Below are 17,275 nucleotides of genomic sequence, written 5' to 3' on the forward strand. Positions count from 1 at the left end.
CCCGATCGAACTGCCCCGTGAAATCGCAACCGACCTCCAGAAGTTAAACGTCCCCGTCAAACTGGCGGTCTTCGACGTCGGCGCCCACGGAGTAGGCAATCTGATCCCCCAGCGCGTCCAACACGGCTTCCCCCCCCGCCAAATGGCCCGACCTCTTCCTCGACTGGTATCAGCGCATTTCCAGGCACTGATATTGTCATCAACTGCCCGCGCACGGTTCAGGGACTCGTAGCCCACCCCAAATATTGCTGGAGATCGGCCTGGGCTTTCGCCGACAGATCGTGATTGAGCTCACGATACACGGACTGTCTCTTTCTCAGCAGCCAGTCCTTCCAAGGCACATTGGGCTCGATTTCTTCGAGTGATTCCGCAATCTGTTTCGTCCCCATGATCTCAGCGACCAGGAACCGCACCAGTTTCCTTTTATCTTCGAGTCGATACATGGCAAATGGTTCGCTGATATTTACGAAAATCGGTCCCGCCAGGCGCTTCTCAGAGGTTGCGAGTGCCAGGGCGTGTCGCAACAGAGAATCATAAATCCGCTCGAGGCCCCACGGATTCGACTTCATTAACGTAAAAGCCTGCAGCAGCGTGGTACTCCCCTCTGCTTGATCCCCCTGCTTCAATAACGCAATGGCCTGGACTGCAGCCTGCTCTGCAGCATTGCCGGTCGCCAGCTTGTCTGACAGCTCTGCCGAAATCGGGACTCCCGCCTCAGCACAGGCATGGGCATAGACCACCCGCTCGACAGGACAGGTCTCGTCAACCCCCACCTCCCCGAACAACTCCGCTGCCTGCCTGTAATTCTGATCGAGGTAAGACTGGTAGGCCAAACCAATGCCCTGTTCGATGCGAGAGGCCTGGGCCAGTTCCGGCATGGCCCCTCCCAGGTGAAAGTGCATTGCCAGACGACGTCTGGCGATCGTCTCAGGAGTGCTGGAGGATGCCTCCCGGGGACGCGTATCCCCTGATTGAACGGCCAGTTCCTGCAGACGTTGCGTAGAGAATCGCGATACGCGTCCTACGGAACTCGCGAATGCATATTCAAGCAGGTTACGGTCATCGGTATTGATCAGCGACGGGTTCTGATCCAGAAACAGCTGGATCGTCTGATTGTCACAAACATAATGCGCCAGAATCCCCGACACATCCTCGGCCCGCCAGGCGAGCTTCAGCCCTTCCCTGATCACCGGGTTATTCAAACTCTGCTGGAGCGAGTCTGCATCATAAACCAGCGGACGAGGCGCTGGACTGCAGACAAGAACCATATCTCGGGCGCGGGTCCTCCAGATCTCAACCGTCGGAAATACGGAGCGCATGGTTTTGAGAACCGTCGCCACCGTCTGATCATCAACCTCGTATCCCTGCAGCCACTGCAGGAATAATCCCTCCTCCGCAAGCCTGTCAGCCGCCGAGGCGTAAAATTCCCTGGTATAGAGATTGGCAATGCCTGCCCGATAAGGATTCGAGGGTTCCGAAATGATAATGTCGTATTCTGCCGCAGAAGTCAGCAGGAATTCCCGCGCATCATTATGATAGATGTGCACATCCGGTTGGGACAGCACTCGACGATTCATCGATTCACAGCGCCGCGCCATATCGAGCACACCGGGTTCCAGTTCCACAACATCAACCGGTCCGGAAATCGCATCAGCCAGCCAGCCCACGGTTTCTCCCGTGCCCAGCCCGATCACCAGACCGGTTTTCAAGTCCGATTTTAAAACGGGTCCCAGCAGCCCCAGCCCCATCTGGGTACCAGCGTCCGTGTAGGCATTTCCGTCACTCTTTCCGTTGACAATAAAGGACAGACTGTCGGTCGCGGTGATCCCGATACTGGACTCCACCCCTTCGGTCTCCCATAACAGTTGCCTGCGTTTGGTGTTGATAAAATTCTGCTCGGCATTCCGGGTTCCGTCTTCCAGTTCTGCGCGTCCCGCTCCGATCCCGGAATGTCGCCAGGCAGCCGTCGGCCCCTGTTGCACTACTCCCAGAAGCGACAGCAGAGCCAGGCAGGACGCCAGCGAGATACCGAAACGCGAAACCTGCCACAAGCGGGAGACACAGACGATGGTCAGGCCCAGTAAAAGCAGCATCAGCACAGACAGACGCCACACACCGATGGCGTTCAATGCCGGTAGTAAAAAAAAGCCACCTGCGATGGCACCACATATCGCACCGCAGGTATTGGCCGCGAAGGTCCAGCCGACATGCTTGCCCACATCCTGCTGTCCGCTCCCTGCCAGCGCGATCAGCACAGGAAACTGAAAACCGGAAACAAGCGCCACAGGCAGCACCACCAGGGAGCCGACCTCAAACCAGCTCCAGACCTGTTCTGCAAACGAAGAGAAGGCAGACTGTTGCTGCTGTAACACCCACATCGCGATGCGATCCCCCAACCAGAACGGAACTGCAATGCAAATTGCCTCCAGGGTGCAGGTCGTCACCAGGAGCTGATACGAGGGAGTGATCCAGCGACCAATCAGATGATACAGCAGCCCGCCAATGCCGATCCCCAGCAGCACAATACAGAGAATCAGCCCGAAGGTATAAGTCGTCCCCCCCAGCAAAGGCCCCAGCATGCGATACCAGACAATCTCCATCTGGAAAAATACAAACCCGACGACCGCCGCGGTGAAATACAATAGAACCGCATGGGCCCTGGGTCGTTGCACAGCAGCTTCAGACTCTGTCGTGATCAGGGGAGAGACTGACGCATCCGCTGCCTGTTGTTGATTGCCTGCTACCAGCTGCCGGGAATACCAGAAGGAGATCGCCGCCAGCAGCAGATTGACCAGGCACGCCAACCAGAGCAAAACGCGATTGCCCAACAGTTCCAGGAGCAGAAAATTGGCCAGTCCAGCACCAAGCACAGCCCCCAGAGTATTGATCCCGTAAATGCACGCCAGGTTTCTGCGTTTGGCATCCAGTTGACTGGTCACGGCACGGGCTGCAGCCGGCAGAGTGCCCCCCATGAAGATGGTCGGCAGGATCAGAATGGCCGTCGCCGCCAGCAGCCGGACAATCGTGGCCACCTCAACTCCCATCGTCGATTGTCCGCCAGCACGCACATAGGCATACCGGGTCAGGTCAATCAGAAAAGGACTGAGTGCCACGCTAACAGCGATTGCCAGTTCGAGCAGGGCATAGAAGCGAACCGGCCGAGTGAACTGGTCAGACCGTTTTCCCAACAGGGCGTTCCCCAGTCCCAGGCCTCCCATAAAAATAGCCAGTACAGCGGAAGAGGCTAACGTCGTCGCGCCGAAAATCAGACGCAACTCCCGGATCCAGATCACCTGATAAATCAACGCGCACGCGCCGGAAAAGAACAACAGGGTTGCCAGTTTAGATGTAGACGCAGACCGTTCTGATGGAGTGCCACTCACAGATTTTCTCGCGCGTTAATGAGTCCTGCTTTTGATATGCCCGGGCAGTCACTCTATCGCATCAATTATCAAAGATCCAGAGAGTAGTCACGTTCCCTTCACTGTATGTTTTTTCCTGCGAATCTCATAAATTCATAGTTCCATCACATATAATTTCAGTGAAATTCGAACCACTTCCGTTGTCAATCCAGCATCAACTGCAGATAAGTTACGTCCAGCCATTGGTCGAATTTATAGCCCACTTCGCGGAACGTGCCAACCACTTCAAAACCGAAGCTTTTATTCAGATGCAGGCTGATTTCATTCCCCTGTGACACGCCTGCGATCAACGTGTGAAAATTCAGCCGCCGGGACTCATCGATAATCGCCTGCTTCAGTTGTCGTCCGATCCCTTTCCCGCGCTGCGTCCCCTTCACGTAAAAAGAGGTTTCCGCGGTCCGCTCATAAGCCTTGCGGGTTCGCCAGCGGGACAGACAGGCCCAGCCCGCGATTTCTCCGTCGCACTCCGCCACCAGAATCGGAAAGCGTTCATCGTGCGACTCAAACCAGGGCAACCGCTCCTCGCGTGTTTGCGGCTCCAGATCAAAGGTCGCCGTCGATGTCAGAATCGCTTCATTATAAATCTCGGTCATCGCCTCCAGATCCGCCAATTCCGCCCGCCGGATTTTCATCGCCACTCTCCCTTCCGAAACTGTTGATCTGGAAACATGCCGGGCATCTGACTACCGTTACCTGCACAGAAAGCCCACTTGAATAAGACAGCTCAGGCGGGACTGCGGTTCGGCGCTCAAGTCCCCTCAGATCCCTGCAGACGGGACAACGGGACTTTGAGAAAATGCACGCCGTCCCGGTTCATAAACACCGTTCCCAGATGTTCTCCATTCAGTTGAATCGTCCGCGCAGAATAATAACGGGCCGTCACCGGCGTCTCCGGCAGCAGGACCACCGTCCGCTTCGCGTCCCACGTCTGACCGTCATCCAGCGACAGATTATAAGACAGCCCCCGATTGTTGTGCCCCCGGCCCCAGGTCACCAGCACTCTCCCGTCAGTCAGCACCGTCAGGAAACGCCCCTCAGCATTATCCCGCTGATCGGGAACCGCGGGAAAGCCATCAATCTGTTTCCAATGCTTGCCCTGGTCAGCCGAATGTAGCAGCACCGGTCCCATCGCCAGCAGACCTCCGTCCTTCAAACGTACGATCTGCTGAAACTCATGCTGCTTACCATCGGGCCCCACCAATGGAAAAGCCGTAAGTCTGCCGTTCTCCGGATCAAAGACCCGCGGCACACCAGTCCGCAAAGGCAGCAGCCACTGGCCCTCACTCCAGGGGAGCACATTATGTCGCACCGCCCCCAGATGCGTCCCGTCCACAGGACCGATCAACCGCTGATCACTCCACGTCTTCCCTTGATCGGAACTGATCACATACAGCAGGGCCCGCTCGTAATAACCATCGCGGGCTTTATCGTCGGCAATGTAATTCCAGGTCACCAGAATCCGGCCATCGGGCAGCGTGTCCGCCGTGCCGGGATAGACTTCGAACTTCTGAACCGCACGAATGACTTCGGGCCGTTTCGCAGACGCCGGGATCGGCTCCGGCTTGGACCACGTCGCGCCCTCATCCGTAGAACGCGAGCAAAGCAGCACATTCTCCCCCTTGAACACCACGATCAGCGTTCCATCGTCGGCCTGGCAGATCGAAGGATGAATGTGCCCTCTAATGCGTTGCGCCAGAATCGAAACCGGCTGCTCCTCCGCCCGGGCTCCCGGAGAACCAGACATCACCACCAGCAGCATTAGCGCAGCACACAGGAAAAAACGTTTCATCGCTCGAGCCTCGCCCTTGAATGGAATTCCGTGAACCGAACTCAGTCCGCCCGTTTCTCAGCCGCCGCTTGTCTTAACAGCCGAAGTGACGCCTCCACCAGCATCTCACCACTGCCGGGCAGTAGATTAGAATTGGTCACTTCATAACTCCCCCCGGCATACGCGGCCCGGTGCGGAATGTAAATCGTCTCCACCGCGTTCGACAGTTCGACGATGATCGTGGTTTTAAACGGAGACGCCTGCTTGATCGCCAGCCCCAGTTCCACGAACACTTCGCCCGGCAGACAGACGATCGCCACATCCTCGCCAATCGTCATCACGGTCACATCCACGGGCAGCGTCTCGCCGATTCCCGCCAGTGATCGGCTCAAGCCCCATGTAATATGCTGATCAGTTTCCGCATAAGGTTTTTTGTGCCGCATCTGGTCCAGAATCATCTTCTTATACGCAGTCACATGCTCGAAGAAATCCACCTTTCCCTCGGCACGCGCCACCTTCAGCAGTTCAATCGAACGTTTCACTTCCGGCTGCGAGGCATCCTGCAAAGGCAGATCCACCACCTGCGACTGCACCGTCAGACCAGTCCCTTTCACCGGCTCCAGTTTCGGCAGCTCCGCTGTGATCGTTTCCCCCAGCGAATTCCCGATGAAATCCACCTTGTTCCGTACGGGTGACGCTGGATTGGAATGATTAATATCCCCGCAGCAGCCGGTGCCGAAAATTGAAATCACATCTTTCCCAAGCGTCTCCCGCAATGTCTCCTGAATGAAGAACGGGTAGTCGGCGCTCCAGCGGGTCCCGCCCACCGTATCCAGGTGCAAGGCGAAGTTACTCAGCACTCCTTCGTAAGAACCATCTTTCGCATTCTTGATCGCCAGCAGTTCAATCCGCGGATCAATCGGACCAGCGGCCCGGATCACATTCGGATTCTTCAACGACTGCCAGGTCTTCACACTCCCGTCCTTCATCACGAAGCGTCTATTGAAGGCCACCGGCGTCTTCTGCACAGCAGCCCCCGTTTCCAGCTGCGCCGGTTTCGCTGCTTTATTTGCCGCCACGATCGCTTCCACCGGACCGTTGATCAGTTTTTGAATGTACTCGGCCCGCAGCGGCTGCTGTTTCTCTTTCCCCAGGTAGAGATAGAGCTCCTTCATGTAATCGGGAGCCGTGTGCGAATGAGTCGCCGCCAGCACGATATTTTCAGCCGGGATCCCCGTTTTCTCAGCAGCCAGCCGACGCACTTCTTTCGAAAGATCCGTGGCCACGCCGATCAGATCACATACCACCAGCGCACCTGCTGTCTCCCCTTCCCGAAACACAATCGCCTTGGCCTGCAGCGGATCGATCTTCCCTTCCGCCAACCGCTCATGATAATAGCCGGCCATAGGGAAACCGACGGGAGGGGTAATATCCGTCTCCGCCACTCCTACCTGCAGGCCATCGCCCGCATGAGCAACAGAAACCAGCGACAGCAGACACAGACAACAAAACACCAGGCAGCGGGAAACAAACAACATGGAGGGAAACCTTCAATGGGGGTAAGAAAATCATAGGAAGGCGGGCACGCGGCCCGGTTCAGTCGGCAGCTTTGCCATCGCGGAGTTGCTTGAACTTCTGATAACCTTTCCAGGCCATCTTCTGTAATTCGGCACGGTCTTTGTCAGAAAACGTTTTCGTGATCGGGTTGCCGTCACGGTCTTTGTCCCGATCTTTGTTATTCCAGAACCGGATATCGGTAATCGAATCGACGGCCAGTCCTTCCGGACTCTTATCGAACAGGGCTGCATAAATCGTACACGCCGTCAGATAGGCCATCGTCTGATTCAGATGTGCATCGTTCAGGAACCGCAGTGTCAGATCCGGACGTTCTGTCTGACAATACAGCCCCACCAGCGACATCGGGGCGGCGCTCGCATCGAGCTGTTTCGCCAGGGCCGCAATCGCTTTCGCTTTTTTCATTACCGGCTCCGCATCCGGGGCCGTCCGCAGGGGATTTTTATTCTGAGTCGCAGGCGTCGTCTCATACAAAATCACGCGGGCTCCCTGCTCCTTCGCCAGGGCCGCGAACTTTGGTGCATACTGAGCATACAATGACGGATCGCCGCTGACGTCATCCCGATAAGATTGCAGGATGACCACATCCCATTTTGGATGCGGCTGATCCAGTTCCTTGATCAGACCCTGATGTCGTTTCAACGCGGCACGCGCATATCGGTTCTCTTTGTCTGCGGCTGCCTTTTTCAGGTCGGCAATCGTCTGCTCTTCTTCCGCTTTGGTCAGGGAATGCAGCTTCACAAAATTCTGTGTACCCAGATTCCAGTGATCCCTCAGCCGCCGACCGCCATAAATCACCGTCGTCGGTTTGAAAGTCAGCCCCGGATTACCCGCTTCGGCCATCTGCTTCACCACCTCGGCCAGGTTGTGCCGGGCTGTGTAACTGTTGCCGATAAACAGCACGTTCAACGTCTGCTTCTCTTCCGCGACGACCGGTCGGCCTGCTCCACTCCAGAGAATTAACAGACAGATCAGACTCCAGGTTATCAATCGCAGATGTAACAGCATCGCCAGCCCTCTCAAAAGCAGAAATAAAAAACCGGGACAGAACCAATCCCATTATGAAGCGAGCGCGAGCAGCAGTCAAAGGATTCGTTCCCTGTCCCGGTTTGGCATGAGTCAATGCCGGTTAATCCACGGTCTGCACATCCAGCGTAATCGTGGCATTGAACAGCTTGGAAACCGGACAGCCGGCTTTCGCCTTACCGGCCAGCTCTTCCACGGTCGCTGCATCTGCGCCAGGAACTTTCGCTTTCAACGTCAGATGGATGGCTTCGATCGCAAAACCCCCTTCCACCTGATTCAGCGAAACCTCCGCTGTCGTCTCCAGCCGCTCAGCCTTCAGATCCGAGTCACCCAGAATCTTGGAGAGCGCCATCGAGAAACAGCCGGCATGAGCTGCACCGATCAACTCCTCAGGGTTAGTCCCCTGCTCCCCTTCAAACCGCGTGGAAAAACTGTAGGGCAATTCCTGCAGCGCACCACTGGCGGTCGACACGGTCCCTTTTCCATCTTTGATTCCCCCCTGCCAGACGGCAGAGCCAGTACGTTTAATCGACATCTTATCTCCTCCTTGGTTTGAGGTTGCTTTCAGTAAAACACAGAGTTCACCTTAGAAAATCCCACTGCAAATGTCACGAGACTTTTTTCCGAATCAGCTCAACCATGCCCCTCACTTCACTGCTTTCCGGAAAACAGACCGTTGTCAGCGACCCTGGCAGACGTTACAATCTAACATTCTGACGTTATTGAGAATATAATATAGATAACTTTTCCAGGAGCCCTGACGGCATGACTCAGAACCAGAATCGCCTTACGATTGCGTCTTACTTCCTGCTGGCATTGCTGACCGCTTCCCTGCATGCACAGGCCGAAAAACCGGAATCGAAGTCGCTTCGAGCGGACCTCCCTTACCAGGTAAAAAAGAGTGATCCCGTTAACCACGAGGTCGAATTCTCCGTCGTTGTCACGCCCCCTTACCATTGCAAAGTCCTCAAGGTCTGGGTTCCCGTCCCACAGACCGATGCGGCCCAGGAAATCACAGCCAGCAAATTCACGACTTTTCCACAGCAGGTCAGTCCCCAAATCAGCAATGAACCCGTCTACGACAACCGCTTCGCTTACTTTGAATTTCATGATCCCCACGGTGCCCAGATCATCACCCATCGTTTCAGAGCTCGTGCATGGAACCTGCACTGGAACATGAATCCTGCGCATGTCACCCGGGTCGAACAGTGGCCATCCTCATTTGAACCGTATCTGAAGCCGCAGACCGTGGCCCAGCCGGAACAGTTTCAGCAGGTGATTCAGAACATCAACGCCGGCTTTCAGAACAAAGGCCCCGGCCTGATTGGCGCGATGAACTGGATTGACCGGAATCTGACCTACGATCATATCCATGCCTCCCTCCAGGCCGATGCGAATCACGCCTTCGAACAACGCCGCGGGCACTGCAGCGATTATCACGGCCTCTGTGCCACCATGGGACGCGCCTTAGGTTACCCGACACGCGTGACCTACGGACTGGCCCTCTATCCCAAAAACTCTCCTTCGCACTGCAAGATGGAAGCCTACCTCCCCCCGTATGGCTGGATCAGCTTCGATCTCTCGGAAACCCAGAAACTGGCGAAACAGATTCAGTCCGACAAAGAGTTGACCGCAGCCCAGAAAACATCGCTCACGCAAGCCGCCCGCGAGCGGACCCTCTCCGGTTTTCGCGAAAACAGCTGGCTGCTCTTAACTCGCGGGACCGACTATCAACTCGCGCCCCCCGCGCTGAAACCGGTCCGCGTTGTGCGAACCGCGTATGTGGAAGCCGATGGCGAAATCCTCCCCGAACCCGACCCGGCGAATATCAAAAAACGCGAGTTCTCCTGGATGACCTCACACCGCTACACCGCCGACAAGCCATTCAAAAAACCGTTCAAGGACCTCTCCACCCTGAACGCCGATTGAAAAGGAACCGTCAATATACTCACTGGCAAAAAACTGGTCACCAAGCTCAGCTCTACTAGTCCAGTTTCTCAGCTGCTTCCGCGATGCGCCGTTCCTGTTCTTTCAGTTCCGGCGTCATCGTATCACCAAAATCTTCCATCTCAAAGAAGGGGCGGATTTCCAGATCCGATTCTTCCGGCATCGGATTCGGACAGCGTTTCGCCCACTCAATCGCTTCTTCCATCGACTTCACCTTCCAGACCCAGTAGCCCGCGACCAGTTCTTTCGTCTCCGCAAACGGCCCGTCAATCACCGTTCGTTCCGCACCCGAAAAACGGATCCGTACTCCAGCCGAACTGGGACGCAGCCCATCCCCCGACAACATGATCCCGGCCTTCACCAGCTCTTCGTTGAAGTTTCCCATCGCGGTCAGCAGTTCCTCGCTGGGCATTTCGCCCGCTTCCGAACTCTTTGACGCTTTGACCATGACCATCACTTTCATTGTTCCACTCCTCTGCTGATATCTTATTTGAGTATTCTGTATTTCAGACTCTGTTATCGTTTCACTTCAATTTCCGGCAGCTCAAAAATCGGTCGAATCTCAACCGTCCCCTTCTTAGCCGGTGGCAGACGCTCCGCGATCGCAATCGCCTCATCCAGATTTTCGACATCGATCACATAGTACCCGCCCAGTTGCTCTACCGTCTCGGCGAACGGGCCGTCGGTTACCATCTTCCTGTCTTCGCGTACCCGCACACAGGTCGCAGTCGACACTGGATGCAAAGGCGACGATGCCAGGTATTTACCCTGCTCATTCAACTCGTGGCAGATCTCCATCGATTCCTGCATGCAGGCCGACCGTTCTGCTTCGGTCCAGCAGCTTTCCGTACCGTAAATCAGCAACATGTATTTCATAACGATTCCTTTTCACTCCCCGTTGATCTCAAATTGAATGGCTTCAGATAAAACACTATTTTCCCGCAGGCAGATTGGGAACCTCAACAAGTGGACGCACCTCTACAGTTCCCCGTCGGGCGCCGGGGATCTGTTTGGCGATCTCGACCGCTGCTTCCATCGAATCCACATCGACCAGGAAATAGCCTCCCAGGTGCTCGGTGGTTTCCGCAAACGGACCATCGGTCACCAGTGCATCACCCTCGCGCACCCGCACACTGATGGCCGTCTCGACTGGCTCCAGTGGTGCTGCGGAACAGTACAGGTTCCGGCTGTGCAACGTATGACACAAGTCGACAGACTCCCCCAAAGCCACCTTTCGTTCTTCCGGCTCCCAGGCATCGGGGGTCGCATAGACCAGCAACAGATATTTCATCTTCATTCACTCCCGTTTTAGTTTTTCCGTCGATGTTCCGACGTCATGATCTGCAGCCACTCCCCCTCTTCGGTCAGCATTTCACTGCTCAGAATCCACCTGGATTCATCAATCACTTCGATCGCATCTTTATAAGAAGTGGTCCCTTCGCTCCCGCACTTCGGCCCCACTGTGTCCAGCGTCAGTTTGCGTCCTGTCGCATCCAGGCCTCCCTGATAAGACCAGAGACAGGACATCATCGACCCCGCAAAACTACCGACATACTGACCGAGTTTGATATCGTATCCCAGCGTCATCAGTGTCGACCAGGAACCGGATTCTTCATCTTCTCCGCCCCCTTCAATCAGAAACCACATCCCCCCCAGAGAGCGGCAGTTCACATCACCGACCGAATTATAGGTTGGCTCTCCCGGTCCCATCTGGCACTCGGTCTCTGCAATCCAGCTGCCTGTTAACTGCTTCAGCCATTCGTGTTCTGCCTGTGGCTTCTCAAACATTATTCCTCTCCCCTGGTTTAACGATCTATACCTCAACACTAATGCATCAAGAGGCACAGTTACCTGTTACTGAATTGCCGCGTCCCGTTCCTTGATCAGCGCACTGATCTCTTCATTCACTGGATGGATCTCAAACGGTCCCATGCCGATTCCCGGATGCCGCGAAATCAGAGCGATCGCATGGTTCAGATCCCGGGCTTCCAGAAACAACAGGCCGCCGATCTGTTCCCTGGTCTCTGCAAAAGGGCCATCGGTCACATCCACCTGTCCGTTCACAGTCCGCAGCGTCACCGCCTGGCTGGCATGCTGTAGTGCCTGCCCTCCGATAAAATGGCCTCCCCGCCGGAGTTCGTCATCGTAGGCAAAACATTCTTCCATTGCGGTTGAAAGTTCTTCCTCCGATTTCCCCTCCATCCATGCTTCATCGTAATATCCCAGGCAGACAAATCTCATGGTCGTCCCTCATTGAAAATGGTTGTATTGTATCAAGTCATGACTCGATTTGAGTAATCTCTATCAGGCTCCATCAAAGGCCCGCTGCAACCCATCGATCTCCAGCTTCGTCATCTGCATCAATGCCGCCATCACCCGGCCGGTTTTCTCCGCATCTCCCGTTTGCATCAACTCGGGCAGGATTGTCGGCACGATCTGCCAGGAAAGGCCAAACCGGTCTTTGAGCCAGCCACACTGGCCCGGTTCGCCTCCCGCTGACAGTTTTTCCCAATATTCGTCGATCTCGTCCTGACTGTCGCAATTTACCACGAACGAAACGGCTTCGTTGAACTTGAACAAGGGGCCGCCGTTCAACGCGGTAAACCGCTGGCCTTCCAGTTCAAAAGCTGCGACCATCACCGACCCCGCGGGCCCCGGTCCCCCTTCGCCGTAACGCGACACGTCGAAGCGTTTCGAGTTCTTGAAAATCGAAGTGTAATAATCGATGGCCTCTTCTGCGTTGTTGTCGAACCAGAGGAAGGGGGAGATTTTCGGAATATCTGACATCGTGCTGCTCTTCTCTTTTGATTGTCATGGAGATGGAAAACGGCCCTGGTATCAGCCGTTCTGATTCTGTTCGAACATCGCCTGCATGCCTGCCTGAATCTCTTCGAAACTCAGATCACGCACATGCGTCGCGACAGACCAGCGATGACCAAAGGGATCGTCTACCTGACCGTAGCGGTCGCCCCAGAACATCTCCATGACCGGCATAATCAAAGTCGCACCGGCTTCGATTGCCTGATTAAAGACCGCATCCACATCCTCGACCTGCAGGTGAATTGAAACCGGGGTTCCTCCCAGTGCATCCGGTCCTTTCATCCCACACTCTTCGCGTACGTCGGCCAGCATGATCTGGGAATCACCAATCTTCAGACAGGCGTGTACCAGTTTGCCATCTGGTCCGGGCAGCCGCATCAGTTCTTCGGCGTCAAAAGCCTTTTTATAAAACTCAATGGCCTCGGCTGCATTCGAACAAGCCAGATGGGGAGTGATACTGTGCACGCCTGCGGGAATTGGTTTAACGCTGGAACTGTTCATCATATTCTCCTGTGACTGAAGGTCGTTTCGATAAGGGACGAGAGCCTCAGACTGTCTGTCAGCCCCCGTTTATGAAGTAGTCGAACGACAGTCCCCCCAATCGACAACCAGCTGTTATTTTTTTGCAAATCGGGGCAAACACCATCTCCCCGCAAAAACTACAGCCCTAACCCTCTACCAGAGAGCACCTTACAACCAGCACAGCAGTTAACATTATTTGATCAAGATTCCGGAGAGATGCGGCTCTCGTCCAGTTCCTGCAGTCGTTTTTCCAGGAACCTCCGCTCCGAAGCCTGATTCACCAGAGACAAGGCCTGTTCGTACGCGGTCCGCGCTTCAGCATCCCGGCCCGACCGGCGACAGAGATCGGCGCGTGCCGCATAGACCAGGTGATATTCACTCAGTTCCCCCCGCGCAAGGATTGCGTCAATCAGTTCCACTCCCGCATCAGGCCCCTGTTGCATCGCGACCGCGACCGCCCGGTTCAGTTCGACAATTGGGGATGGTGTCGCCTGCAACAGCAGATCGTACCATTCGACAATCCGCGTCCAGTCTGTCGCAGCAGCACTCGGCGCTCCCGCGTGTACGGCTGAAATCGCTGCCTGGATCGCGTAGCTTCCCACCTCCCCCGATGCAATCGCACGTTCGACCAGAGCGATTCCCTCACGTATTTTCTCCCGATCCCAGAGACTCCGATCCTGGTCTTCCAGCAGAATCAAATCTCCCTCTGCTGTTGTCCGGGCTTTCCGACGCGATTCATGCAGCAGCATCAGAGCCAGGAGGCCCATCACCTCGGTATCATCCAGCAGTTCCGCGAGCAGTCGTCCCAGCCGGATCGCCTCTTCTGACAGATCCCGCCGCGTCAGTGAATCACCGGAGGAAGCTGCATAGCCTTCGTTAAACACGAGGTAGACCACAGTCAGCACAGCATCCAGTCGTTCGGGCAACTCGGATCGTTCCGGAATCACATACGGAATATTTGCGTCCCGGATCTTCGCTTTACCGCGGACGATCCGCTGTGCCATCGTGGAAGGAGACGTCAGAAATGCACTCGCAATCTCTTCCGTCGTCAGACCACAGACCTCGCGGAGTGTCAACGGAACCTGCACCTGGGGGGCAATCGCCGGGTGACAGCAGGTGAAGATCAGCCGCAGCCGGTCGTCTTCCACATCCTGCTCAGAGCGGTCGGCATTCTGAGTGGCAACGCCTTCCAGTCGCTGTACGACTTCCTGTTGTGCTTCATCGAAACGAGCTCGACGGCGGAGACTGTCGATGGCTTTGAAACGCCCCGTGGAAACCAGCCAGGCCCGGGGTTGATCGGGAATACCCGTCTCCTCCCATTGCACCACCGCCGCGGTAAAGGCATCGTGCATGGCTTCTTCAGCCAGATCAAAGTCCCCCAGCAGACGGATCAGTGTCGCGAACACCCGCCGCGATTCGCGCTGATAGATCACATCGACCTGCTGTCGAATTGACTGGGAAGAAGTCTCACTCATCTGATTCTGACCTGAAATGACCCGCGACGTGTTTCACTCTCAAAGCGTACTGTAAGGATAGTCAGTCGCTCAGGCAATACAACTGGAGACGCCGCCGAACGCTCAAAAAGAGTTCAGAATTAAGACTGCTTCACAATCTTACTCAGAATCGGATGATTATCTTTGATGTGATACGACAACGCTTTGCGGGCGGTCTTCCAGTCCTCTGCAATCAGTGCCTGAAGAATGGCCTGATGCTGCCGCACCGTTTCGATGGCCGTCTCCCGGTCCTGGTCTTCCCAGTCAAACAGGATGTCATAGTACTTCCCCTGCCGCTGAAAAAAGTCCTGGATGTAATGATTGCCCGCTTTCTCAATGATGTAGGCGTGCAGACTATTATCGATCAACGCTTCAGCATCTTTTGATTCCGGAATCACATTTCCGTCCAGGATCTGCTGCAGTTCCTCTTTGACCAGTCGTGGTTTCGCCAGTTCGAGCGCCTTGAGCTCCAGCAGTTCGCGCACTTCCAGAAACGCCTGCATGTCTTCCTGACGAAACGGTCTCAGCCGCCAGCCCCTGCGGGGAATATGATCCAGAATCCCGGCTCCCGCCAGGCGATTGAGGATAATCCGCAGTGAGGATCGGCTGATCTTGTACTGTTTCGCAGTCGCTTCTTCCCGGATATCAACCGGCTCGCCCTGCAGACTCAGTTTCACGAAATCATTCGTGATCAGTTCGAACATATCCGTCGGGGGTTTGGGCAGGGCAGCAGACTGTCCCTTCTTCAACGGCTTGATCTTCCCCTCGTTGATCTCCAGGCGACGGTTGGCTCCCTTCTGCAACAGACCCGCGTCAACCAGTTCCGCGAGTGCCAGCCGTACCGGAGAAAAACTAACCTGGTAATGATCCGACAGCGCTTCCAGCGTCAGCGGGGCCGGCAGTTCCTGACCGCTGCGTAAGCGAACTTCGAGATCATTCTTGATGTAATTTTTCAGTGACATTGTTTGGGGGCGGGCCCTCGGTTTCCAGGTCTGATTTCGTTTTCGCAGCTCAAACCGCATTAGACTATCTTTCTGTCCGATTTGGCTGCAACTTCAGTGTACTGCTCTCTGCAGAGAGAACAAAGTCACCCGAGAGACAATTCCCGAAATGCCGGTGGTAAGCATAAAAAAATCCCCTTGTGCCATGACCGGTACAAGGGGATATACAAATTTGGGGACTAACAGTTGCCTGCCTGTATCAGACTCCCAGTTCATGCCAGGGGCCGGTGATCGCAAAGGTTACACCCGGATCCTGAATATTCACGAACAGCCATTCTCCGTCGGGACTGAAAGTGGCTCCCGCCCATTCGCCGCCGGTAAAATCGCCGATCAGTCGGGGATGCTCACCCTTGTGCAGATGGATGTTATTGATCGCCAGGGTCTGCAGCAGCCCTTTCCGGCTCAGTGTGTGCAGCCGCAACGGTTTCAGGTCAGCATCTTCACACAGCACCAGACCGCCACGCGGGCTGACAGTCAGGTTGTCGGGACTATCCAGAATGTCATGCGACGGCGACTGGAACACGAGGCCCAATGTCTGCTCTTCGGGAGAGAAGGCCCAGATCTGTCCCAGCCCGGCTTCGCCACCATCCGTGCAGTTGAAGTAGACCAGTCCGTCGCCGTACCAGCAACCTTCCAGACGACCGAAAGTAGTCGCCCCCTGAGCTTTGCCCTGCGAGTAAACGCCGAGACCGTCATTTTTGCCCGGTGTGTTGCGGCGGATCGGATCTTCAATGTCGACCCACTCAGCCTGATAGCGAACACCTCGCTGTGCCCCGGTGCGGAGATCATCCTGCCCCTTGATTTTCAGCATCTGCAGCGTCCCCCCTTTGGAGAGGACTTCCCGTTCGTTGGGCAGGAAACGATAGAAGCCCGCTGTATCGCGGTCTTCGGTCTCATAGATGATTCCGTTTTTGGGATCGATGGCCAGTGCTTCATGCACAAACCGCCCCAGGGCCTGCAAAGGCTCCAGCGAAGCTGTTCCTTCCGCGGGAACTTCAAATACCCAGCCGTGATGTTTCTCGTGTTCGTACTGCACGTCACGGAAACTTTCGTGAGGTCCGATCACGGTCTCTTCACATGACAGCCAGCTGCCCCACGGTGTCGGACCGCCGGCACAGTTCTGGACGGTTCCCGCCAGGCTCGTCCAGCTCTTCAGCCATTCACCGGTCTTGACGTTAAACTGCAGATTCGCACAGCCACCACCGGCTTTAGGGTCGAAGGTCAGCTCGGGAGGCCCAAAAGTGCGCGACCCTTTAATTTCGTGATTCCGGCAGATGGTGACGATATCTCCGTTCTGGGCAATCACGCCCATCCCGTCGTGACCTTCCGGAGTGACCACACCATCCGACATGACGTCGCCGGTCCAGCCAAATGAACGATAACGAAAACCGTCCTGTAACCGTAACAGGGGCAGACCGGTAGTCTCATCGGCTACCGTTCTGAGATCGGAGTGATCTTTAACAATCCCCTTGGCAGAGGCGGTCGAGAGAAAACGGGAGAAGACAGTCCCCGCTGCGGGAGCGGTAATAGCTGCCTGTAAGAAGCGGCGGCGTGAGCAGGATTGCGACAATTTTGCCTCGAAAATAATTCACGGGACATCGATCAATATCCGGCTGAAAATGTCGATCCACTTCGACTACCGGATGAATTCATCAAATTTTAACGCGAATTATTAAGTTTTGATGAACAACACATTAAGTT

At 55.5% G+C, this 17,275-nt stretch carries 17 protein-coding genes; 1 reads left to right on the forward strand and 16 read right to left on the reverse strand.

The window, feature by feature from the left end; translation table 11 throughout:
• Window positions 1–218: 218 nt before the first annotated feature.
• The 6 genes from F1728_RS07665 to F1728_RS07690 all read right to left on the reverse strand — a co-directional run bounded on the left by F1728_RS07665 (window position 219) and on the right by F1728_RS07690 (window position 8,326).
• Window positions 219–3,383 carry a fused MFS/spermidine synthase gene (locus tag F1728_RS07665; protein WP_155363622.1) on the reverse strand — a complete coding sequence of 1,055 codons (3,165 nt, stop codon included), beginning with the start codon at window positions 3,381–3,383 and terminating at the stop codon, window positions 219–221.
• Between the two features lie 182 nt (window positions 3,384–3,565).
• The gene (locus F1728_RS07670; protein WP_155363623.1) at window positions 3,566–4,054 is read right to left on the reverse strand and encodes a GNAT family N-acetyltransferase; all 489 of its coding nucleotides are present in this window, start codon (window positions 4,052–4,054) and stop codon (window positions 3,566–3,568) included.
• Window positions 4,055–4,170: 116 nt separating this feature from the next.
• Complete coding sequence (locus F1728_RS07675; protein ID WP_155363624.1) at window positions 4,171–5,211, reverse strand: sialidase family protein; 1,041 nt, start codon at window positions 5,209–5,211, stop codon at window positions 4,171–4,173.
• 41 nt (window positions 5,212–5,252) lie between these two features.
• A complete protein-coding gene (locus tag F1728_RS07680; protein ID WP_155363625.1) occupies window positions 5,253–6,728 on the reverse strand; it encodes a neutral/alkaline non-lysosomal ceramidase N-terminal domain-containing protein in 1,476 nt (491 codons plus the stop codon).
• Between the two features lie 58 nt (window positions 6,729–6,786).
• Window positions 6,787–7,773 (reverse strand): hypothetical protein, encoded by a 987-nt coding sequence (locus F1728_RS07685; RefSeq protein ID WP_155363626.1) that lies wholly within the window; start codon window positions 7,771–7,773, stop codon window positions 6,787–6,789.
• 121 nt (window positions 7,774–7,894) lie between these two features.
• A complete protein-coding gene (locus tag F1728_RS07690) occupies window positions 7,895–8,326 on the reverse strand; it encodes an OsmC family protein (protein WP_187781836.1) in 432 nt (143 codons plus the stop codon).
• Window positions 8,327–8,556: 230 nt separating this feature from the next.
• Between F1728_RS07690 and F1728_RS07695 the strand changes: the two genes are divergently transcribed.
• Window positions 8,557–9,720: a transglutaminase-like domain-containing protein gene (locus tag F1728_RS07695; RefSeq protein WP_155363627.1), complete on the forward strand. Its 1,164-nt coding sequence runs from the start codon at window positions 8,557–8,559 to the stop codon at window positions 9,718–9,720.
• Between the two features lie 55 nt (window positions 9,721–9,775).
• On the opposite strand, the gene F1728_RS07700 is transcribed toward F1728_RS07695, so the two are convergent.
• The 10 genes from F1728_RS07700 to F1728_RS07745 all read right to left on the reverse strand — a co-directional run bounded on the left by F1728_RS07700 (window position 9,776) and on the right by F1728_RS07745 (window position 17,144).
• On the reverse strand, window positions 9,776–10,201 hold the full coding sequence (locus F1728_RS07700; protein ID WP_155363628.1) for a YciI family protein: 426 nt from the start codon (window positions 10,199–10,201) through the stop codon (window positions 9,776–9,778).
• 53 nt (window positions 10,202–10,254) lie between these two features.
• Window positions 10,255–10,614 (reverse strand): YciI family protein, encoded by a 360-nt coding sequence (locus tag F1728_RS07705; protein WP_155363629.1) that lies wholly within the window; start codon window positions 10,612–10,614, stop codon window positions 10,255–10,257.
• Window positions 10,615–10,669: 55 nt separating this feature from the next.
• Window positions 10,670–11,029, reverse strand: a complete 360-nt coding sequence (locus tag F1728_RS07710) for a YciI family protein (protein ID WP_155363630.1) — start codon at window positions 11,027–11,029, stop codon at window positions 10,670–10,672.
• 17 nt (window positions 11,030–11,046) lie between these two features.
• Window positions 11,047–11,526, reverse strand: coding sequence for a DUF1579 domain-containing protein (locus F1728_RS07715; RefSeq protein WP_155363631.1), 480 nt, complete (start codon window positions 11,524–11,526; stop codon window positions 11,047–11,049).
• 66 nt (window positions 11,527–11,592) lie between these two features.
• On the reverse strand, window positions 11,593–11,979 hold the full coding sequence (locus F1728_RS07720) for a YciI family protein (RefSeq protein WP_155363632.1): 387 nt from the start codon (window positions 11,977–11,979) through the stop codon (window positions 11,593–11,595).
• A 63-nt stretch (window positions 11,980–12,042) separates the two neighbouring features.
• A complete protein-coding gene (locus tag F1728_RS07725; protein WP_145181421.1) occupies window positions 12,043–12,525 on the reverse strand; it encodes a VOC family protein in 483 nt (160 codons plus the stop codon).
• A gap of 51 nt (window positions 12,526–12,576) precedes the next feature.
• Window positions 12,577–13,059 carry a VOC family protein gene (locus tag F1728_RS07730; protein WP_155363633.1) on the reverse strand — a complete coding sequence of 161 codons (483 nt, stop codon included), beginning with the start codon at window positions 13,057–13,059 and terminating at the stop codon, window positions 12,577–12,579.
• A 221-nt stretch (window positions 13,060–13,280) separates the two neighbouring features.
• The gene (locus tag F1728_RS07735) at window positions 13,281–14,555 is read right to left on the reverse strand and encodes an RNA polymerase sigma factor (protein WP_155363634.1); all 1,275 of its coding nucleotides are present in this window, start codon (window positions 14,553–14,555) and stop codon (window positions 13,281–13,283) included.
• A gap of 119 nt (window positions 14,556–14,674) precedes the next feature.
• Window positions 14,675–15,535, reverse strand: coding sequence for a GntR family transcriptional regulator (locus tag F1728_RS07740; RefSeq protein ID WP_145439492.1), 861 nt, complete (start codon window positions 15,533–15,535; stop codon window positions 14,675–14,677).
• 238 nt (window positions 15,536–15,773) lie between these two features.
• Window positions 15,774–17,144 carry an alkaline phosphatase PhoX gene (locus tag F1728_RS07745; protein WP_155363635.1) on the reverse strand — a complete coding sequence of 457 codons (1,371 nt, stop codon included), beginning with the start codon at window positions 17,142–17,144 and terminating at the stop codon, window positions 15,774–15,776.
• Window positions 17,145–17,275: the final 131 nt, after the last annotated feature.

Source organism: Gimesia benthica, assembly GCF_009720525.1.
In the GTDB taxonomy this organism is placed as follows: domain Bacteria; phylum Planctomycetota; class Planctomycetia; order Planctomycetales; family Planctomycetaceae; genus Gimesia; species Gimesia benthica.